Origin of the sequence: Bacillus sp. AL-1R (genome assembly GCF_052180195.1) — a bacterium.
Classification (GTDB): Bacteria; Bacillota; Bacilli; order Bacillales; family Bacillaceae_G; genus Gottfriedia.
Genome location: NZ_CP197469.1, coordinates 839,017 through 861,034, shown reverse-complemented (window position 1 = coordinate 861,034; position 22,018 = coordinate 839,017). Strand labels below are relative to the sequence as shown.

Here is a 22,018-nt window from a genome sequence, read left to right as displayed (position 1 = left end):
TAGAAGGGGTTTAATGATATGTATAAGGCCATGTATCATACTTTTGACCACCTAAGATTATCTGACAAAAAAACGCAAGAAGCTAATATTGCGTTCTTACATGACTTTAATGCAGTTTTAGAATCCCCCCATTTAAAAAAATTAGCAAAAAAAACACAGTTAATTCCCAACTCAGAGCATTTCCATAATCGTTTGTCTCATTCTATTGACGTATGTCATATTTCATGCCTAATCATAGAACGTCTTAACAATTATTTACGAGAGAATTACATTACATCCATAAATAAAGAATTAGTAATGGCTATTAGTCTAGCTCATGATATTGGTCATCCACCATTTGGACATTCTGGTGAACGAGTGCTAGATGAAATGATGAAAAAAATGGGTGGATTTGAATCGAATGCACAGAGCGTTAAAATTTTAGTCAATAGTTCGGATGATTTTAAATATAGAACCCTTACAGCTTTAATGAAATACAAAACTAAAATCCCTTTAATTAGAAAAGAATATAACGGTTTAATTAAAGGCTATTACGAGTATATGGCAGACTATTTAGAACCTTTATTTTTGACATATCAGGAAATTGTTATTGAGCAATCTATCGTAGACATAGCAGACACGTTATCTTATGCGCTATCGGATCTTAAAGATCTCATTCTATTTTATGGAGAAAATAGATTTACTCAATTACTTAACAGATATTTTACAGAAGATGCGATGCTAGAGGAGACAATGCTTTTTTTCCCTGAAATTAGTAGATCTGAATTACATTATTTCCTTCCAAAAATGATGGAAGATATTAAGAATAATATACTAAGGGACATTTTGCAGAATTACCGAAAGTATAGATCAGAACCACCGCAACATATTATTCATGATTTTATCGATACATTAGTGATTACGATAAACGAATCACAACCAATGTATAGTAAATTGAATCTTCCAATTGAAAATGAATTAAAACTTTTTCTATTAAATCAAATTACAAAGAAATGTTTCTTAGAAAGAAAAGTTAACAGAGAAATAGATAAAAAGATTACTCATAATATACAGTTCACCTACGATTATCTTTTTAACTTAAATAGTGCGGATTCTTTGTTGAAATTAGATAAGGAAATCCTACAAAAATTAATTAGTATCTCTAACCATACTGAGCGTTCACGTTTTGTTTGTGACGTAATTTGTCATTTCAGTGATATGGAGATTGTAGATTTTGTAAGTAATTCTACTAAAAAAATAATTGTAGTATAACAGGAGGAAATAACATGAGTATAAATGTAAAACAATCTGTCGAGCAGTTCAGTTTAAATAGTAAAGAGTATTATGAAAACAGATATGAATTATATGAAAGATTACGAAATGATGCACCCGTTTTTTGGCATGAAGAAATGCAATCTTGGTTTATAACAAGATATGAGGATGTGTCCAAAAATTTACTTGGAGATAAATTTATTTCAAGTAAGGTAATTCCGAATAAAATGAGTAATCTTGCTGAAGGAGAAGATCAACATTTTAAGGATATAATCGATATCATTAAAACTTGGATGGTCTATAATGATCGACCAGTTCATTCACAATTAAAAGGCTATATGAACAGAGCCTTTTTAGTTAATGAAATTGAACTGATTGCACCAGAAATCCAGAAAATTGTTTCTACAATCGTTGATAAAGTACTTGAAAAAAACATTAGTTCATTTGACTTTGTAAAGGAGATCGCACACCCTATTCCTGCGATGGTTCTTTGTAAAATGTTAGGAATTCCTGGTGAAGAAGTTGATCGATTCATTAAGTGGTCTGATGATATCGCATTATTTATGCAGGATTTCGTTGTGTCTCATGTTCCTAGTAAAGAAATTAGTGAACAAGTTAGAGGAAGTGTAAGAGAAATTTGGACATACCTTTCAGATGCGATTGCGGAAAGACGAAAAGAAAAGAAAAATGATTTATTAAGTAGGTTAATCTCTGAGACTCCTGGCGAGGATGGTGAACTTACTGATGATCAATTAATTGCTCAAACAATGCACTTAATTTTCGGTGGACATAAAATACCTCAATTCGTGTTAAGTAATACATTACATCTTCTTTTTAAGAATCAAAATGTTCTAGAAATGCTTAAAAAGGATATGTCTCTTCTTCCAAAAGTGTTAGATGAAACAATGAGACTAGAAGGGCCAATCCAATATATTGTTAGACATGCTTCTAATGATATAGAATTACACGGGCAGCAAATCAAGAAAAATGATTCTGTCTATTTCTTCTTAGCTTCTGCTGGACGTGACGAGCGAGTATTTGCAAATCCTGAAAAAATGGATATAAGTCGAACTGGTTTCCGTCACGTAGCTTTCGGTGGAGGGTATCATACTTGTATAGCTGCTGCTTTTGCTCGTGTAGAGATCATGGAGATACTTAAGGAAGTAATAACTCGTTTTCCAACGATCGAATCATTGTATGATTTAGAAAATCCAGAATGGACTGCAAACCCTACTTTCACTGGAATGATCCAGATGCAGGTAAAAATCTGATATTAATGGGGTATTTGATATAATAACAAAATGTTTTTAGGGCTTTGATACACAATGATAGGAATAGAACAAAATTCTATTCCTATTTTTTCTAAGTTAGAGGTGATTTAAAATTGGAAAATTGCGAGTTTCATCATACTACCATCATAGTAGTTCACGAAATTTATGGAATTAACAAACATATAAAAGATATTTGCAACAGTTTAAATAAGTTAGGATTTATAGTCGTATGCCCAAATTTATTAAATAATATAGAGAACTATTGCTATAAGGATGAACATAAAGCTTATAAACATTTTACTCAGGAAATCGGATTTGAGTTAGCTACCAATAAAATTATCACTCTTGCTAAAGAACTTCGAACTACCTGTAATAATTTGTATATTTTAGGTTTTAGTGTTGGTGCAACGATTGCATGGCTATGCAGTAAATATGAGGGATTATTTAATGGAGTAATTGGATTTTATGGTTCGAGGATTAGGGACTACTTGGGAGTTAGTCCAAAATGTGAGACCTTACTAATTTTCCCAACGAAAGAAAAATCATTTGATCCAGAAATTGTCGTCACTAAATTGAAAACAAAAGATAAGGTTCAAATCATTAAAATAGAAGGAAGTCATGGTTTTACCGATCCATCAACTTCTAATTACGATCAGGATTCTACTAAATACAGTTTTCAAAAAGTTCATGATTTTATGATAAAACAAAATCATCAAAAACTAATTCTTCCGAAATGGGAGGAATCAAATGACTAGTCAAAGATGGATGTCTTTACAGTTTTTTGGATTTTTCTTCACTTTTGGGATCTTCGTGCCATATTGGTCTGCTTGGCTAACAACAAGCAAAGGTTTTACAGCAGATGAGGCTGGACTTATCATTGCTTTAGGACTAATAACAAGATCATTTACAACCTTTTTTATTTTTCCATTTATAAGTAGATATTTAAACTTAGCAAGATTAAATCAAGTAGTTTCCTTAATTTCTGTTATGTTATTAATCATATTAATTCCGTTTAATAGTTTAATTGCTGTAGCTTTCATTACGGTTTTACTAAGCCTTGTTTATCCAATGCCTTTAGCTATGTATGAGGCTATGGCATCTATCCTTATTAGAGAAAGCAAAATAGAGTATGGAAAGAGTAGGTCATATGGTTCGATCGGCTATATTATTTCTCTATCATTAACTGGAATACTCATATCTTTAAAAAGTGAGAATGTAGTTATTTACTTTTTGATGATTGGATGTGTTCTACTTACTTTTATTACATCCATTCGTGCGCCTATACCTTTAAGGACAAAAATAACATCAAAGAAAGTTCCGTTGTTTAAGTTATTTAAATCAAAATCATTTTTAATCGTATTAACAATCTGCATTACCCTTCAAGCTGCACATGCAGCATATTATAGTTATGCTGTGCTTTTTTTGAAAAATATAGGGGTGAAAACTAGTTTTACAGGATTCATCTTAATCATTGCTGTACTATCAGAAATTGCTTTCTTCTATGTATCTGACTTTCTATTTAAAAGACGCTCTGTTCCAGCTTTATTAATGTTTAGTGTAAGTGCTTCTATCTTAAGATGGGTATTGATTTCTTCTTTTAACAGCATTTCTGTTTTTGTATTGTCTCAACTTTTACATTCAATTACTTTTGGGCTCACTCAATATGCCTTTGTGAAATATTTAGATGAAAACATAGAAAATAAGTACTTCCCCTTTGCTCATGGAATTTATGCAGCTCTAGGCTTAAGTTTAGGTAGCGGGATTTTGACTTTAGTCAGTGGCTACCTCTACTCTATATCTCCATCTTTTACTTTTTTAGGTATGGCATTAGTCTGTGTCCCTTGTTTAGGACTGTGTTACTTTTTGAAATTAACATTAGGGGATCAAAATAACTTAACAGGAGAGATAAGTGAAAATGTTACTAGTAAAAGAAAAAGTATATAGTACGAACAAGTCTTTAAAATCTGATGAAACAATTCATACAGAAGTATTTCAAATGAATGAAGAAAAAGAGATTAAGTTGAAATTTTTGAGTTTAAATTCCCCTAGAAATCAAGGTGTCGGATTTATTTCAGAAAATGGTATATCAATCAACAATGCCCCAAAACAAAAAACAATCATTATATGGGGGAATGAAATTCAATCAGAACTGATTTTAAAATGTTCTAGGGGCTTTTTAAATGTTTTTAATGTATGGGAAGAAGAACGAATGGTGGGCTTCCATGATTTCCATTCTGGTATGAGAATGAAAAAGGAGAAAGATTTCATGGTCTACAGTTGTAATGATGCTTTTGCGAACGGTGATTTTACCTCCCTAGTATTCTCGATTCAAATTCTATAAAACTAATTAGATTAAAAAAATCCATTGTCTATCCGATTAAAACAAAAAGCAGAGTTGAATTTTTTTAACTCTGCTTTTTATAAAAATCTTATACATTTTCCTCGTGTCTATTTTTGGAAAGAATAGGAAAAACTATATTTTATATTCGATATAGTAAACTTTTGTTCTAACTAGAAAGTAGGTAAAAACATGACTGAAGATTTTTTTGCTGATTATGAAAAATTTGTTGTTCCACCTTTATATCAATTTAAGGATGAGAATCAAAAATTTAATCCTAAGGACTATGCATCATATTACATCCTAACAGTTTCGTTATATGACTCTCTCATATCAAATTGGAGCGATGCAGCTAAATATAACATTGATGTCAGAGACTGTATAGATCACGTATTAAATGATTTTAATGAAAAAAAAGGTGGCAGATATCATCTTCAATTACTGGAATTTGAAAGTGATAAATCCTATTTTGTCATTGCCTTGTCTATAAAAAATAAAATTGAAAAAGAAAAAATCAATGGAATTATTTCAAAGTATATTGAACAACTTGTATCTAACTCTTTTTATATTGGACAGAGTTGGTATTGGCTAATTGGTCAAAAAGGCAAAAGAGACCGAAAACTCTTCAATATATCAATAAAGGAATACACTCACTAGTTTAACATTATTCGGCATTCTATTTTTCCTTTAGCTTATAAAGAGTTTTATTTGATACAATTTTTTCTGGCAAACTTTAAATAGTAGCCCGCTCTTTAAATTTTCCCCTTCTAAACAAACATGAACAAATCTTCATAACTGTTCTTTATACAGAACAAACAAATCATTTACATTAAATTTCATTCAAGATTCCAAAATGAAAAATGAGCCAATTATTTAATCGGCTCATTCCTAAAAACTTCAGTCAGCTAATGTAAGTTAATTTAGTCCTTTAAACCCATACTTCTCTAATATCTTCATAGACTCGTCATTTTGAAGATATTCATAGAACTTTTTAGCTTCTTTAGATTGCTTGCTATTCTTTAATACGCCTAATGGATAAATGATTGGATCATGCGTATTTTCAGGGGCTGTTGCTACAATCTTTACTTTTGTAGATGTTAGCGCATCTGTTTTATAAACAATCCCTGCGTCTACATTATTTGTTTCTACATAAGAAAGTACTTGTCTAACATCCTTACCATATACTACTTTTCCTTCAATCGCTTTCCAAACATTTAAATTTTTCAATGTTTCTTTACCATATTGTCCTGCTGGTACCGCTTCTGGCGTCCCGATAGAAATTTTGTCTGCTTTTGTAAGATCTTCAAAAGAATTAATATCTTTATTTTTATTTTTTGGTACAACTAATACAAGTTCATTCCCAACTACATTTTTACCTTGGCTCTTATCAATAAGACCATCTTGTACTAAATTATTAAATTTGTCCTCTGCAGCCGAGAAGAAAAGATCGACCGGTGCTCCTTGAGAAATTTGTTGTTGCAATGCTCCTGATGCTCCAAAGTTATAGTTTATTTTCACATTAGGGTTAGCCTTTTCAAAGTTTGCTTTAATATCATTTAGTGCATCCTGTAAACTAGCTGCTGCTGAGATTGTCAATTCCACATTCTTTTTAACAGTTTCTTGTTTTTTGCCTGTTGGCTTTGTAGCTTGTTCATTTGTTGAACATCCAGATACGAATAGTCCTAACAACATTGTTATCAATAAAAATAAAGAATAACGTTTTTTCATTATTCATCTACCTTTCTTAAAAAAAATAACTAATTATATCTAATTATATTTAGTTATAAATAAATAAGAAAGATTTAGGACGTAAAGATATAAAGATTAAATTAGATATGAGAAGGCTACTGATACTTTATTGAAAAATAAAAGTCATTCCAAAAAGACCAAACCTATTATGATTTGGTCCTACATTTAAAATACTTTACTATTTAGGATCAAAGCAGTCCCACATCATACATTGTATTTACAGAAGATTTCTTATGTAAGGATTTAATTTCTTCGTCAATTTCTCTACAATTCCTTACGATTTCCTTTATATGCGTAATAATTTGTAAGCATTCAAATGAAGGCACTACTTTAAATTCGTCGTCACACTCAATTAGCTTTATGCCAAATTCAATTTCTAAACTATTGATTGATTCTTTCATGTCAGCTTCATTAATTAAAGACTTCTGCGCTGCAATCGTAAAGGAACCACTCTCTAAAACTTCACAAAGATGACTTAATTGTTTAATATGCAACTTGATCCCCCCATACTCTAAGATGTTGCTATTCCTGTCCTAGTTTTATTTTATTAATTGTTGATGTCATTTTAATTTTGAAAAAAAGTATCAACATTGGTTTTTTTATTTAAATGCTAATTTTTCACTGATAAATCAAATCGTTTATATTACTGATGCTAACTTCTTCCAAAAAACCAACTGACCAAATTCAAATGATTCCAACTCTAATAATGAAAAATTCTACATTTTAAATTGATTTCCCTTTGATTTAAACTTGGGTTATTTTAGCCTTGATTTTATTGGGTTTTCCCGTTTATTAACCAATTTTTCTGGAGAAATCTATGTTAAATAGGCCAATATTATTTTACTCAAATAGAAAAACCACCTATAAATGGCGGTTTAGTTTGGATTTGTCTACTCTTTAAGTCTTTCTAACTATAAATTTGCATTTGGGGGAATTTAGATAAAAGCTCATAAAAAAATAGAGGTTGATTAAAATAATCAACCCTAGGGATATTTGTTAGTACATAATTCTATTTAAGCTACAATTTCTTTTTTACTTTGAACCGATACATTTTTAGTAATTAAACTAACAACAACTAAAAATACAAGGTTGACAACTAAACCAATAACACCGATATTCAAATCTTTAATATATTGAGGCAGTGTTGGGAATAAAGATCCGATTGTTGTATTACTTATAGTGACATAAGTAACTGTTGCAACTCCAGTTAAAATACCAGCGAATGCGCCTTGTTTCGTTACAAAGTTCTTTTTCATTAAACTAAAGACTAGTGTTGGGAACAATTGAGTAACTAGACTGTAACCCATTAAAAGTAATGTTACTAATGTTGTTCCACCATTAAATGTGAAAAAAACTGCGAATAAGGCAACTACAGGAACAAGGTATTTCGCTAAAACTGCAACCTGCTTTTCTGTAGCAGATGGAACAAACACTTTATAAATATTTTTTGATATTAAAGTAGCAGATGCCATTAGGATCATCGAGCCTGGCACGATTGCTGTCAATACGCCTGCTCCACCAATGATTCCAACAAACCATGGGTTAAAAGTTGCTTTACTTAACTTTAATAAAGACAGATCTGCATCCGCACCTTGTAGCCCAGGAACTTGAAGAATTGCCGCAAATCCAACGAAAAATACAAAAAGCAGCACAAGTTGGTATAAAGGCATGATAATAGCATTTTTACGAAATACGTTTTCACTTTTAGCTGAATAGACTGAGCCAAAAGTATGTGGCCACATATAAAAACCTAAAGCTGTTAGAAGAACTGTAGAATTAAACCAGGATACACTTAATCCCTCTTTTGGCAGATTTAGAAAACCTGGTTTCGCTTGATCAACTGCTTCAAACATCGCTTGGAATCCACCATAATAATGATAAGGTAAATAGATTCCTAGAAAAAGAACAACACCAAGAATCATAATGTCCTTTAACGCTGCAGTCCATGCTGATCCATGGATACCAGATATCATGACATAAATAGTTACCGAAATAGCACCGATCCAAATCGCAAATGTTGGTGAGATCATTCCATATGAAGCCTCCGAAACGATGCTTCCTAATCCTTTTAATTGTAGAACTAAGTAGGGAATTACAGCAGCTACACCAACTAGTGAAACTAAAACGCCAAGGGCCTTACTTTTGTATTTACTTGCGAAAAAGTCCGGCTGTGACATTAACTTATTTTCTTTAGCATATTTCCATATTTTTGGAAGCAACCAATAAGACATAATATAAGCAAGTGCACCATAAGCAGTGATATAGTAGGTTGGACCTCCTTTTCCATACGCCCAGCCACTTCCACCTAAGAACGTAAAGGTAGTATAGATTTCACCAGCCATTAAGAGGAACACGAAAATCGTTCCAAATCCTCTTCCTCCAACACTCCATTGCTCAAGATTCATGTCTTTACCTTTTCTAGCTTGTACCCCTAGAAATATCGATATTGCAAGAAAAAGAAAAATGATAATTAATGCACTATTCATCTTAACTGTCCCCCTTATTCGCCGAATCTAGTTTAAAGATAATCCACATAACTGGTGTTGATAAAACCGTCCATAATACAACCCAAAACAGTAGAAAAGGCATTCCTAATACAAATGGCTCAACATGGTTTGCCCAAGATGAAAAGCCTAGAATAGCAACAAATGGAATAAGTGCTAATAAATGATAGATTTTCAAAAATTGTTCCCCACTTTCAATTTAAATTTTTATTAGTTTAAATATTCAGAAAACGTTTTTTAGATTAAGCAGATCCTTGTAATTAAGGATCTACTTAACCATCAGTCTATTAATCTAAAAGCTTAAATGTAGCATGAACGAATAAGTTTACACCAATTGCCAAAGCGTCCTCGTCTATTGTAAAACGAGCATGATGATGTGGATAAATAATGTCTTTTTCTTTGTTTCCTGCCCCCACATAGAAGAAAGTGCCCGGTGCCTTTTGTTGGAATGCAGAGAAATCTTCACCACCCATGTTTGGTTTCATAAGGTCAAGAGTCTTTTCATCAAATACTTCTAGAACGGTTTCTTCAATAGCTTTCGTAATTTGCTCATCGTTTATAACAGGTCGATATCCAAACTCATATTCAAATTTGTATTGTGCACCATGAGCCTCAGTTATTCCTTTTATAACTCGTTCCATCAGTTCAGGCACCGATTTTCTAAGGTCAGCGTTGAAACTACGGACAGTTCCACAGATTTCTACTGAACCTGGGATTACGTTATGAGTTGTACCTCCAATAAACTTGGTAACAGAAACGACTAGATTATCAAGCGGATCAGTATTTCTAGAAACGATATGTTGAAGATTCGTTACAACTTGAGAAGCTATAGCAATCGAATCAATCGTGTCATGAGGAAGTGCCGCATGTCCACCCTTACCTTCAACGGTAATATAGAATGTATCCGGAGCAGCCATCATCGGGCCATATACAACACCTACTGTACCTAGTTTCATAGGAGCCCAAAGATGTGCACCAATTATCATGTCTACTCCGTCCATAACTCCTGCTTGTACCATTTCCTCTGCACCACCAGGGTTCAACTCTTCAGCGTGTTGAAACAAAAATCGAACTTCACCTTTAATCTGATCTTTTAAACTAGATAGGATTTTCGCTGTGCCAAGAAGCATTGCTGTATGACCATCGTGTCCACAAGCATGCATTACACCTGGATTTGTTGAGGCAAATTCAAAAGTGTTTTCTTCCTCAATGGGTAAAGCATCCATATCTGCTCGAATTGCTAAAACCTTGCCAGGCGTTGAACCAATCAGACGAGCCATAACACTCGTCTTTGTCGGACGAGATATCTCTAAATTCTCGAAAGTTTGAAGTGTATCATACACATATTGAGCTGTTTTTTCTTCGTGAAAAGATAACTCCGGATACTGATGGAAATGCCTTCTCCACTTAATTACTTCTTCTTTTGTTTGCTCTACTAAACGATCTAAAGATATTGTTTGCATAATTGTAACTCCCTCTATTCATTATTAGATAATTGAAGTACAGTATGATAAAGTACATTCGCACCGTCTGTACAATCTTCCTTTGAACTCCATTCAGCAGGATGATGACTTATTCCATCTTTTGAACGGATAAAAAGCATCCCTATAGGACATAGACTTGTCAGCTGCATGCAATCGTGCCCAGCTCCACTTGGGATAAAAAATGGTTCCACACCAATCTTTTCACTAGCCAATTTTGCAATATCTTGAATTTCACTCGAGCATAATGTTGGTTTAATACGTTGTAGAACTTCAATTTCTAATCCTACACCACGTTGCTCACATAAAATTCTTGCTTCTTCTACAATTCGATTTTCAACCTCATCTCGAACTGCTTCGTTAACATCTCGTAGATCCAAGGTAAATTCAACCTTCCCAGGAATAATATTTATTCCTCCAGGAAATAGTTGCAATTGACCAACTGTTCCTACTGTTGATACTGTCTTAGTTGATTCAGTTTCTATGAGTTGAACAATCCCGGATGCAGCAACTAAAGCATCGTTACGGTCATTCATTGGAGTTGTCCCTGCATGTCCTGCTTTACCTTCAATTGTGAATTTAAGCCATAACGGGCCAGCGATTCCTGTAACAATTCCTACTGATAAATTACCATTTTCAAGCACTTTTCCTTGTTCAATATGTAGTTCTACATAGGCTTTTACTGATCCCTTAGGTCTGACTGACTGTTCAATTAAAAGTGGATCATATCCTGCCTCGCTCATCGCTTGTGCTATGGTAATCCCTTGTTGATCCTTATTTTGAAGATCTTCTAAGCTGAGCGTTCCAGCAATTCCCCGACTTCCAATCATTCCAAAGCTAAATCTTGCTCCTTCTTCATCTGTAAATACAATCACTTCAATTGGATGAGTTGTTGTGATTTTCTGCTCATTCATCGTCTGGAGAATTTCAATCCCCGAGAGAACGCCAAGTGGTCCGTCAAAATTTCCGCCATTATATACAGAATCAATATGTGAGCCTACAAGTACAACTGGTGCGTTTGGATTAGTCCCTTCTTTACGTCCAATAAGATTTCCAACGGTATCTTCGTAGACTTTTAACCCTGCTTCAACCATATAGGAAGTAACTAATTCCTTAGCTTTTCTCTCATAATCTGTAAAGGACAAACGCGTAATTCCACCAGAATCTTGTTTTCCTATGGACCCTAATTCCAAAAGGTGTTTCCACAATCTATCCTGATTAATCATTTTTCCTCCTACTAAATATATTTTATTTTAGGTCTATTTATGGCTATGACCATAACTATATCATCAATTATTTAATTTGTTAAGTAATAATATTCAGAATATTATATAAAAAACAAAAAAACCTTTGATCACTTGTCAAAGGCTTATTTTATAAATGTTTCTAGGTCTTCCACGAGAAAAAGGTGTTTCCTCTCCAATAACTTGAGCAATTCCTTGTTCCTCTAATTCTTTTAAAATTCTACGCGCGCTTCTCGGCATGATTTGCATATATTGTGCTAGCTCGTGAGCCCCAATTTCACTCTTTCCTATTTTTTTAAGAATAGATTCTAGTTTACTAAGTGTCGAAATACTTAAAGATGTTTGTTCGCTTATTTTTTGTAGTTCTTTTGAGACATAAGAATATGTAATTTGTTCCTCTCTTCCCAATGGACCCGCAATCGTCTGATTATCAAGAGCAACCATCCAACTTCCTTTTCCATATTCTTTAGCATGAAATAATGCTCTTCCTGCATGAATTTCTGCTTCGTAAGCCGTTTTACCGATTCCAATTCCACAAGTAATGACTTCTTTCTTTAATTCTTCAAGATCTTTAAAATTCGGTATAAAAGAAAATTCATTCGTTATATCCTGTAAAAGTCCTCGGGTTGTAAAAATGACATATCTACCGGGACCAGCAGATTTTAGTGACCCTTGAACTTTTTTGGCGTAAACGAGAAGCTTCTCAGCCATTTTAATTTCTTTTTTGTAAATTTCATCAGTCGAAAAAGTATCCTTCGCCAGTCCAAAATAAGAGTCAACCTCAATCATTTGAACGGCAATTTGACTTTCTTTAAAGTGTAACATCTCAAAAGTTCGGAGTGCTAAATTTAGTACAGACTCAATAGCAGACTTCGCAGGAAGTACACGATAAACCGGGACACCCATCTTCTCTAGTTCAATATGTGCCGATCGAAGACAGGTAACTGCTGCTTGTGTTTTCCCACTTTTCCATAACTCATAGTGGTATCCGGCAAGTTCATCTGCATCAACTTCTCCTTCATAATATTTCAAAAACAACTGATCAGCTTTAATCTCCGCTTCATCTAATATGCTTTTAAGTTCATCATAATGGAAGTTATCAAAGCTGATTTGCTCCATGGCAATCTGGTTATGATAGAATATTTGTAACAAAGTTTTATATAAACTCGGTCCAGTGTGGGGCGTAAAAAACATCGGTTTTGTAATTCCACCCCAGCTTTTGGCTATAGCATAAGGGACCTTGCCCGAAAATAGCCAAATATCAAAATCATTTGCAATAGGACTTAAAAGATCTGGTATTTCCTCTTCTCTCCAATAAATGATAGACGTACATTCAAATTCAGGGTATTCCTTTATGACAGATTGAATAACGTCAATCGAATCATCAGATCCAAGTAAACCTAAACGAATTTTTTTCATCTTTTCCTCCACTACTCTAAAATAAATAAAATTCCTAAAATGGTAATGCAGCAGGCAATCAACTTAGCTGCTGTAATTTTTTCTTTATAATAAATTCTTGCTAAAAACAACGCAAATATTGGTGAAGTATAAGCTAAAGCTACAACTAAAGTCCCATTAGCAATCTTTAAAGCTGCAAACAATGCGATCCATTGTGAAATCGCAAGCACCCCACGAATCGAAAGATGCATATTCAATTTAGGATACCAAATTTTCGGACGATGGATTAAATAGATAATTAAAGCAATCCCACTCGCTCTGAAAAAGTAAAGTGTAGGAGCATTTATCCATTGATGAACGAGCAGTTGTTGAGTAGGAACCATGCTGAGTCCCGCTGAAACTGCAGCCGCAACCCCTAATAAATTCCCTGGTTTTTTTATTTCTACTAATGGAGATAACATGTTTCTACCTTTTACATTTAGAAAATATACACCAAGCACAATAAGCAAGACTGGAATTAAGATATGTAGATCGAATCCGTGCAATATACTATTTGGAATAAACGTAAATAATGGAGTCAACGCAGTGTACACTGCTAGTTGAGATACTTCTATTCGTCCTAGCGCTAAGAAAAATGTTACATTAGACAATGCATCTAAAATAATCACAATGATTAGTAAACCTATTGTAACTGGAGTAACAGAAAAGGAATAATACCACGGCATTACGCAGCCTAACAAAATGGTGACTACTAAAAAAGATGTTACAATAAAGCTATTATTATCCTTCATTTGCATGGTTATTTTTTTTGCATACAACGCATTCACTGCATTCAAAAAAGAACTGATTAATGCAAGAAAAAACATATATTTTCTCCTCTCTCTAGTTGATTATCTGTTTAAATGTGAGAACCTCCTTCATAATTTGATAGTATAAAACTCCACGATACTCATCAGGAATCCTCATACTGATTTTTCATCATTTACGGTCTAATTCAGGTTATGACCACAATTATAGACTATTCTGACATCATTTGATAGAAACCTAAAATACTATTTTATTAGAGAATCAACTTAATAAGGTTTCTTACTTTAGTCTGATTAATTGATCACGGAGAACGATTTCCTTTTTTACACAAAAAAAAGTTGCCCCTTAAAAGATTTACTTTTAGGACAACCTCTTTATACATATTATTCATATCGAAGGGCTTGTATTGGATCAAGCTTAGACGCTTTATTTGCGGGAAAAACGCCAAATACGATTCCAACTAATAAAGAGAATATAAATGATAACAGCATAACCGGTATAGAATATGCAATTGCTGTTCCTGTCATTATAGTGAATATTTTCGCACTTATTACACCTATTACAACACCTATTATTCCTCCAAGTGAACTTAATACCATTGATTCAATGAGGAATTGAAGAAGAATACTTCCTCGCTTTGCTCCAATTGCTTTTCGTATACCGATTTCTTTTGTTCGTTCAGATACCGATACAAGCATGATATTCATAATACCGATACCGCCAACAATAAGTGAGATTGCAGCACTTCCGCCTAGCATTAATGTCATCGTATTATTAACAGATGAAGCAGTTTCCATTAGATCCTCAGGACTCGAAACGCTATAACTATCTGCATCTCCAATAATCGTAAACATCTTTTGTTCAATTCTACGCAATGTAAAATTAATCATATCTTCATTTTCTACTTTTACATAAACAGATCCAATTGAAGTAGTAGATGCCAAGCGCTGAGCAGTACTAAGAGGAACAAAGATCGTACTGTCCCCACTTGAACCTAAGGAACTACCAACTGATTGAAGTACCCCAACTACTCTAAATGAAGTTCCATTCACTTTAACAGATTGACCAACTGGATTTCCAAAACCGAATAATGTTCGTGCAGTACTTGAGCCAAGTACTGCTATTTTTGAGCGATTTTCATTATCTAAGTCTGCGATAAATCGTCCCGATTGCAGCTCTAAATCGCGAACTTTTAAATAAGGGGAAGTTGTTCCTGTCACTGACACTTGTGCGTTCGTTTGTCCATTTTTTACAGATACTCTTCCAGAGACAGTCGGAGCAATTGCTTCTACACCACTAACGTCCTTAAGTTGATTAGCATCAACTTCTTTAAACGTTGCATCTGAGCCAGTAACACTTACTGTTAAGACATTCGTACCTAAGCTCCCTATTTGATCTTGCACTTCTTTCGTTGACCCTTGACCAATCGCAACCATCACAATAACGGAGGATACACCGATAATAATACCTAGCATCGTTAAGAACGCTCTTACTTTATTTCCTTTAATGCTCTTAAGCGCCATTCTCAGTGTCTGCAAACCATTCACCTCCATCCTCGTATAACTGGCCATCATGAATTCGTACAACACGATTTGCATTTTTTGCTACTTCTAAATCATGTGTTATTAAAATGATCGTATGACCTTGCTCATTTAACAAATTCATAATCTCCAAAATTTCCTTACTTGTTTTACTATCAAGAGCGCCCGTCGGTTCATCTGCCAGTAAAATAGGAGGGCTTCCAGCAAGGGCACGCGCAATTGCAACACGCTGTTGCTGCCCTCCTGATAATTGTGTAGGTAAATGATTCGCTCGATCTACTAGACCTACTTTTTTTAACGCCGAAAGAGCAATTTCTCTTCGTTCAGCCGTTTTCATCCCTCGATAAATAAGAGGAAGTTCAACATTTTCTACCGCAGTTAACTTTGGTATAAGATTGAAATTTTGAAAAATAAATCCTATTTTTTCATTCCGTATAGTTGCTAGTTGCGAACTTTTCATTTGCCCTACATCTTCATTATCAATCAAATATCGCCCAGAATCTGGTCGATCTAAGCATCCAATCATGTTCATAAATGTTGACTTACCTGAACCTGATGGACCGATGACTGATATAAAATCCCCCTTTTGGATATCAAGAGATACACTCTGAAGAGCCATTACCGTTTCTCCACCAAGTTCATACATCTTCGTCATGTTTTTTATTTGAATAATCGGCTCAAAGTTAGTCATTATTTACCTCCTTGTCCTCCACTTGGTTGTTTTCTTTCAAAGTTTCTTCCTCCGAAACCACCACCAGAGAATCCTCCACCAGGGAACCCACCTTCTTGGAATCCCCCACCTTGCATCATAAATCCGCCAGAATTACCCCTAGATTGAACTCTCGGAATTTCAATAGACTCCCCTTCACTTAATCCACTTGTAATCTCTACATTCGTATCATTTGAAATACCAGTTTCCACCGTAACTTTCTTTGTAGATTCATCTGTAGATGTAGGAACTAATACATATTTTTCATTTCCATTTTTATACACTGCCTCTACTGGAACATATAACGCATCTGATTTACTTTGTATTAAAATACTCGCTTCCGTTGACATCCCAATTTTCAAACCTTTTGGATTTTTAATTTTTACAGTTACATCAAATGATGAAACGCCATTTGTCGATGTACCTTCATTTGCTACTTTCGCTACAATCCCATCGAATGTTTCACCTTCAAAAGCACTTGCTGTAATCTTTACTGACTGTCCAACTTTTACCTTTGTAATATCTAATTCATCGACACTGATTGTTGTTTCCAGAGAACTGTAATTTGTAATATGTGCCACCGTCGCCGAACTTTGTACAGAATCTCCACTATTAACAGCAAGACTAGTAATTGTTCCGGCAACTGGTGCCTGTAAAATACTACCATCTGTAAATTTCACAAGTGTCGCACCCTCTTTTACAACTGAGCCTTCCTTTACATTTACAATATCCGCTACTAAACTACTACCCCCAGTATTTCCTGTACTAGAATTATTCGAAGAACTGCCACTATCCTCTCTTGTAATCGGTAACGTAACCCCATCTTCATCTTCCATACGCATTAGTACTTTCCCCTGCGATGCCCCGCTACCACTACTTATGTAAACATTTGTAATTTCTCCATCTTTTGGTGCCGTAACAACCTCACCATTTTTAAATGTCACAAGTGTATCACCTTTATCGACAGATTCTCCAGATGAAACACTAACACCATCCACAACAAGAATTGTATTTGCCGCAGTAACATCTTCGTCAGTATTTGCAGTTACAGAACCCGATCCAGTAACAGCCACTTCTAACTTTCCTTTTTGTACCGTAATTGTTTGTGCTGAAGCCATCACATTTTGAGCTTGATTAGCTTGACTCTTACTATATATAAACCAACCACTTCCTCCACCAACAGCAACAACAATAACTGAAATAATAACCCACTTTTTCAATTTACTTTTCTCCTCTCCATCATCTTGATTCACTTCGTATTTGCTGAAACATTACTCCTCCTAATTTCATTTGATAAGGCTATTTTGAGTTGTGTACCTTAAATTTTCCTTAATAGATTTCAAGCATTTAAAACGCTTATTTACAGCGAAAAAAATAACCCCTTCTGAATTAATAGAAGGGGATTTTTTTACTTTCACTAAAAAATTCTATGGATTATTAATATAATTTCATGAATAGTAAATTGATTATTAACTTTGCTCTAGCTTTATCCTAAGCCTACATTACACTAACCTTTTCATTACTCCAAAATATAAAAGCATTTTCTATATCCATAAGTAACTTTGAAAATTTGATTACTACAACAAATCCCAAAAAAAAGACTACCTTTACAATATTTGCAAAGGCAGTCTATGATAATTCTTGAAAATATAACTTATTTATAATAGCAACTCTCATAATGATTCGGTCTTAGTTTTGAACGCTAATAGAGCTGTTCAATTATCTATATCACCTAAAATGCAGTTAAAATTATAAATATACTCTATTTCAACTTCTCACTTTAGAACACTTAAAATGCTTGTACTAATCCGCTTAAAAATTGGGTTTTGATTATATCTTCTATAAATGGATTTTAGAAGATAGCTTCTTTTTAATATTTTATGAAACCCTTCCCATTTAACAAGGGATTTTTCCCGTTCACTGATATAATTAAAAATTCTAGCGCTGTTATCTTGATCTAGGTGTTTAAAATAATAATTTCTATTTAAACTAAATTCTTCTTTTTCTTTAAAACCATTGTTTATATATACGCTTAATTTATCAACTAATTCTGAAGAGTCGTAAGCAACTTCTCCGAAAACTTCATTTCTTAAATCCATGTAGCTACCTTGAGTTTCTAAATATTTATCCAAATCAAAATGAAAGAATAGTACCGGTTTCTTTTGATAATATGTTTCCCAAGCTACACTAGAATAATCTGTAATCAATAAACTTGATCGCATAATTAAATCATTAATATTTGTTTCTCCAAATTGAATAACATTTATATGCTCATGAGAACTAGTAAAGTTTTCAACATATGGCATAAATTTAGGATGGACATAAAAGTTCAATGTAAGATCATTTTCCTTTAACAATTTGGAGAGCTTTTCTGATTGGATTAGATTGTTATACACATGATAATAATCAGATAAAATAAATTTATCATCATCTACTTCTTCAAGCCAATTTCTCCATGTAGGCATTAAGAGTATTTCTTTTTTTGTATTTTGATGCGATTTATCCTCTAATACATCCCATCTAGATAGACCGGTAACAATGACGTTATCTTCTTTGTATCCAAATTCTCTTTTTACGATTTCTTTTTCAAAATCAGAAGATACTACAAATAGGTCTGCACCGTTAGAAGATTTTGCTTTAAATGAATTTCCAACTTTTTTCAAACCTAGAACACCATGTTGTAAAAACACATACTTTTTCTCATATAAAAAATCTCGGATAACTCCTTGAGAAACTCTCCATGCAAATCCATGACCTTTTGTCTCCGAGGATACAATTAACTTGGAAGCAAGTAATAGAAAAAGATGTTTAAAACTCATGAAGTAAACGACACGTTTTTTATAAGGGGCCAAGTTTTTTTCATCAGCTGAACCCTTTTTAATCACATAGTAAACCTTCTTATTATATTGATTTTCATAACAATATTTAAAGAAATAGAAGCTATTGTCTTGAGCCGTTTCTGAGTATTTTTCATGAATAAGCCATATTGGCTTCCTTGTAAAATACCAGAACAATAAACTATATAAGAAAAAGGCAGCATACTCATTAATCTTATACTGAAGGGATTCGAATTCGCCTTTTTGTCGATATGTTAAAGCTAGATAATCATTCGCAGTAATGTACGGATAAATCATATAGTTATCAGGAGTATTTACAGTATATTTAAATATACCATGTTTCAATTTTTTACTAATTAAATAATTATCATTGCGAATTCGTGCATGATGTTCATCACCATTATCAATAGTAATTGAAATGAAAAAATCCCAATAAAATTGGTCTAATTCTAACTGGCTGATATTTAATTCAGCTTTAACCGTTCTACTATTCTTATCACGAGAAAACTCTTCAGTACAAGGGATCTGAATTACATGACTCTTATCTTGCCTTAACCTAAGTGTGATATGATTTACTACAAAATCATGTGTTCCTTTTAGATTAATCGAGGCAATAAGTTTTAATACCCCTTGCTTATTTATAGACAATTCATGGATTTTTGTTTTTATAGGATACTTTGAATTCATATACTGTTCTGGAGTACAAAAATGGAAAGAGAACTCATTATTTAATGCCAAATATGGTGCTATCCCAAACACTTCATTTAACATTATATAGCCGAAACGCTTATCTTTCTCTGACAAATGCTTTTCATTAAAGTTTCCGATTCGTTTATTTACTTTCACATTATCAAGGTATAGTTCCATAAACAAATCCCAGCGACTGTTTTCTGTAATTTTACCTTGAAACTGCTTAATCGGAATGATGATGTGTTCTTTATTCCCGGATACTGACCTTTTTACATCAAGTGTAATAGTTTTAAAATCATTTCTTTTCTTTATATAGAACTCAACATTATTAGCATGTTTCAATTCTTTAGAGCATATATCAAATGTTATATATAAATCCTCAACCCTTAGATTTTCTATATTAGCTTGCTCATTAAATGTCAGCTCTTTTTCCTTACGAGGCATGTTATTCCCCCCATAGCTCTGTATTTTCTAAGTCGTCTAGCAGAATAACTGCATTTCTCTATACTTAGTATTGAAAATATTTTCATCTATATTTTTAATGGGTTATACAATAATTTTCCAATCTGCCGTTCTTCTGGTAAATTTGTTACTGAACTCCTAATGTCAATACATATTCGGACAAATTGACACTTTATAGTTCTGTTATTTCTCCAGTTTTTTCTTTATAGACTGTTCTAGTTTAACACACTTTTCATATTTCTTTTCTACAAAGTATGACAAAAAATATTCACCCTTATTAGTGGACCGATTGTTTAATACATAAGGTATTAAATCCTACAAACATGATTAATTATAAATCATATTAGGCAAAGAGTCACGACTTACCATTTGGTAAATGTTTTCTGAAAAGGATGTTGTTTTTTTTCGAAGAAGTGTGAATACTAAATACAACATTGATACAAAAGTATTATCACGTTAAATATAAAATCATATCATTAATTTTAGTTCGAGAAAAGTGAAAAAAAAACAAATACCTATTAGTTTTGGCAAAATTTATCCTACATAAAATCTTTAAAAAATATCTAGCTACGATAAGATATTTTGGTTTATTACTTAATTTTGGAGACTACGATTGTTAAAACAAAACTACTAATCACATGAATTTTTAAAATAAAATCAAAAAATGCATATCCTCCCATTCTTCATAACCAAAATGAAAAAAGAGACGATATGCTTAGCTTACTGCAGTAGCATTCTAATTGAATCTTTTTTAAACCCTACTTTGTATGACGTAATTTATCGCAATTGAATATTTTTCTACGAATTGATCGAGTAGTACGAAATAGCTTCCTTTATATTCTTTTTAATTCATCCAAATACACTTATTAAAAAGTATCAGCAATTCTAAGAATAAGTTGCGTAAATTGTTTAAAGTCTCCAAGATGATTCTCAATAATTTTTTCTACGATATCAAGGTTAATATTTTGATAATCATGCATAGCAATATTTCGAAGACCGACCATTGCTTTAAGTTTCATAGACAATCCAAGATCTAGAAGTGAGTTAGCTACTAATAAGTCAAAAGCATCACAGCTTGATTGTGGTATTCCTAGCTTTCTCACTGCAACTGAGTGCATTGCTAAATCGATACACGCTTCGGATGTACGTTGTATGTTTAGAATAATAGAATCTTGTTTTGTATAGTCAGTAAGATTAGACGGGTTATTATCATAACCTTCATTAATTCTTTTGATGCTATGTTCTATTCTTGAAATTTTATTTAAAATTACTTGATTATTCATAAATAGAACCTCTTCTCTTAATTAGATCTAAAATATCTTCCCGTCTTCGTTTAGCTATACATACATATTTAGTGCTTTTATTTCAAAATTAATTCTCCGCTCACCTTCTGAACAGTATATTACTTTGCTTTTAAGTATAATTTTAGCTTGAATTACTGTTGAAGCATTGTCGATATACTACTAAAATATGAAAATAATATTTTTCATTATATCACGTTCTGTTGTTTAAAATAATGAATAAACAGCGTTAGAACAATTAAAGAATACCTGATACATTAATTAGGATTATCCTTACCTTCATTCACAAACTTAATTGTTTCTTTTATTTACATGAAATCGTTTTTTTCTTTCCCATAAAAAATCACCCGGTTATAAACTGGGTGATTTTTTTGCCGTGGTTCCAAATAAGTAATTCCCTTGAGTCTCTATATTAACTTTAAATTAAAAAATACT

General features: G+C 33.0%; 19 protein-coding genes. 6 read left to right on the top strand and 13 right to left on the bottom strand.

The genetic code is table 11. From position 1 onward, the window contains the following. Positions 1–18 precede the first annotated feature (18 nt). From ACSBO6_RS03985 to ACSBO6_RS03960, 6 genes are all read left to right on the top strand, one after another. Positions 19–1,251, top strand: a complete 1,233-nt coding sequence (locus ACSBO6_RS03985; RefSeq protein WP_498844201.1) for an HD domain-containing protein — start codon at positions 19–21, stop codon at positions 1,249–1,251. A 14-nt stretch (positions 1,252–1,265) separates the two neighbouring features. Continuing rightward, positions 1,266–2,522, top strand: a complete 1,257-nt coding sequence (locus tag ACSBO6_RS03980) for a cytochrome P450 (protein WP_098843889.1) — start codon at positions 1,266–1,268, stop codon at positions 2,520–2,522. A gap of 113 nt (positions 2,523–2,635) precedes the next feature. After that, positions 2,636–3,277: a dienelactone hydrolase family protein gene (locus ACSBO6_RS03975; RefSeq protein WP_498844200.1), complete on the top strand. Its 642-nt coding sequence runs from the start codon at positions 2,636–2,638 to the stop codon at positions 3,275–3,277. Next, positions 3,270–4,466, top strand: a complete 1,197-nt coding sequence (locus tag ACSBO6_RS03970) for an MFS transporter (RefSeq protein ID WP_498844199.1) — start codon at positions 3,270–3,272, stop codon at positions 4,464–4,466. The genes ACSBO6_RS03975 and ACSBO6_RS03970 overlap by 8 nt, the downstream gene beginning before the upstream one ends. Next, positions 4,438–4,863, top strand: a complete 426-nt coding sequence (locus tag ACSBO6_RS03965) for a hypothetical protein (RefSeq protein ID WP_498844198.1) — start codon at positions 4,438–4,440, stop codon at positions 4,861–4,863. The genes ACSBO6_RS03970 and ACSBO6_RS03965 overlap by 29 nt, the downstream gene beginning before the upstream one ends. A gap of 189 nt (positions 4,864–5,052) precedes the next feature. Beyond that, positions 5,053–5,517, top strand: coding sequence for a hypothetical protein (locus tag ACSBO6_RS03960; protein WP_498844197.1), 465 nt, complete (start codon positions 5,053–5,055; stop codon positions 5,515–5,517). 258 nt (positions 5,518–5,775) lie between these two features. On the opposite strand, the gene modA is transcribed toward ACSBO6_RS03960, so the two are convergent. The 13 genes from modA to hepT form a co-directional block, all read right to left on the bottom strand. Next, complete coding sequence (gene modA, locus ACSBO6_RS03955; protein WP_498844196.1) at positions 5,776–6,588, bottom strand: molybdate ABC transporter substrate-binding protein; 813 nt, start codon at positions 6,586–6,588, stop codon at positions 5,776–5,778. 209 nt (positions 6,589–6,797) lie between these two features. Continuing rightward, positions 6,798–7,103, bottom strand: coding sequence for a LysR family transcriptional regulator (locus tag ACSBO6_RS03950; protein ID WP_098843883.1), 306 nt, complete (start codon positions 7,101–7,103; stop codon positions 6,798–6,800). A gap of 519 nt (positions 7,104–7,622) precedes the next feature. Beyond that, positions 7,623–9,095, bottom strand: a complete 1,473-nt coding sequence (locus tag ACSBO6_RS03945; protein WP_098843882.1) for a sodium:solute symporter family protein — start codon at positions 9,093–9,095, stop codon at positions 7,623–7,625. 1 nt (position 9,096) lies between these two features. Continuing rightward, positions 9,097–9,291 carry a DUF3311 domain-containing protein gene (locus ACSBO6_RS03940; protein WP_098843881.1) on the bottom strand — a complete coding sequence of 65 codons (195 nt, stop codon included), beginning with the start codon at positions 9,289–9,291 and terminating at the stop codon, positions 9,097–9,099. A gap of 109 nt (positions 9,292–9,400) precedes the next feature. Next, the gene (locus ACSBO6_RS03935) at positions 9,401–10,576 is read right to left on the bottom strand and encodes a M20 family metallopeptidase (RefSeq protein ID WP_098843880.1); all 1,176 of its coding nucleotides are present in this window, start codon (positions 10,574–10,576) and stop codon (positions 9,401–9,403) included. Between the two features lie 14 nt (positions 10,577–10,590). Further along, on the bottom strand, positions 10,591–11,820 hold the full coding sequence (locus ACSBO6_RS03930; RefSeq protein WP_098843879.1) for a Zn-dependent hydrolase: 1,230 nt from the start codon (positions 11,818–11,820) through the stop codon (positions 10,591–10,593). A gap of 135 nt (positions 11,821–11,955) precedes the next feature. Beyond that, positions 11,956–13,257: a helix-turn-helix domain-containing protein gene (locus ACSBO6_RS03925; protein WP_098843878.1), complete on the bottom strand. Its 1,302-nt coding sequence runs from the start codon at positions 13,255–13,257 to the stop codon at positions 11,956–11,958. Positions 13,258–13,268: 11 nt separating this feature from the next. Next, positions 13,269–14,102: a DMT family transporter gene (locus tag ACSBO6_RS03920; RefSeq protein ID WP_098843877.1), complete on the bottom strand. Its 834-nt coding sequence runs from the start codon at positions 14,100–14,102 to the stop codon at positions 13,269–13,271. A 324-nt stretch (positions 14,103–14,426) separates the two neighbouring features. Next, on the bottom strand, positions 14,427–15,581 hold the full coding sequence (locus tag ACSBO6_RS03915) for an ABC transporter permease (RefSeq protein ID WP_483295152.1): 1,155 nt from the start codon (positions 15,579–15,581) through the stop codon (positions 14,427–14,429). Beyond that, a complete protein-coding gene (locus ACSBO6_RS03910) occupies positions 15,556–16,275 on the bottom strand; it encodes an ABC transporter ATP-binding protein (protein WP_098843875.1) in 720 nt (239 codons plus the stop codon). The genes ACSBO6_RS03915 and ACSBO6_RS03910 overlap by 26 nt, the downstream gene beginning before the upstream one ends. Beyond that, positions 16,275–17,513 (bottom strand): efflux RND transporter periplasmic adaptor subunit, encoded by a 1,239-nt coding sequence (locus ACSBO6_RS03905; RefSeq protein WP_098843927.1) that lies wholly within the window; start codon positions 17,511–17,513, stop codon positions 16,275–16,277. The genes ACSBO6_RS03910 and ACSBO6_RS03905 overlap by 1 nt, the downstream gene beginning before the upstream one ends. Positions 17,514–18,068: 555 nt before the next feature. Then, complete coding sequence (locus tag ACSBO6_RS03900) at positions 18,069–20,264, bottom strand: CDP-glycerol glycerophosphotransferase family protein (protein WP_498844195.1); 2,196 nt, start codon at positions 20,262–20,264, stop codon at positions 18,069–18,071. Positions 20,265–21,148: 884 nt separating this feature from the next. Continuing rightward, positions 21,149–21,565, bottom strand: coding sequence for a type VII toxin-antitoxin system HepT family RNase toxin (gene hepT / locus ACSBO6_RS03895; protein WP_098843873.1), 417 nt, complete (start codon positions 21,563–21,565; stop codon positions 21,149–21,151). Positions 21,566–22,018 lie beyond the last annotated feature (453 nt).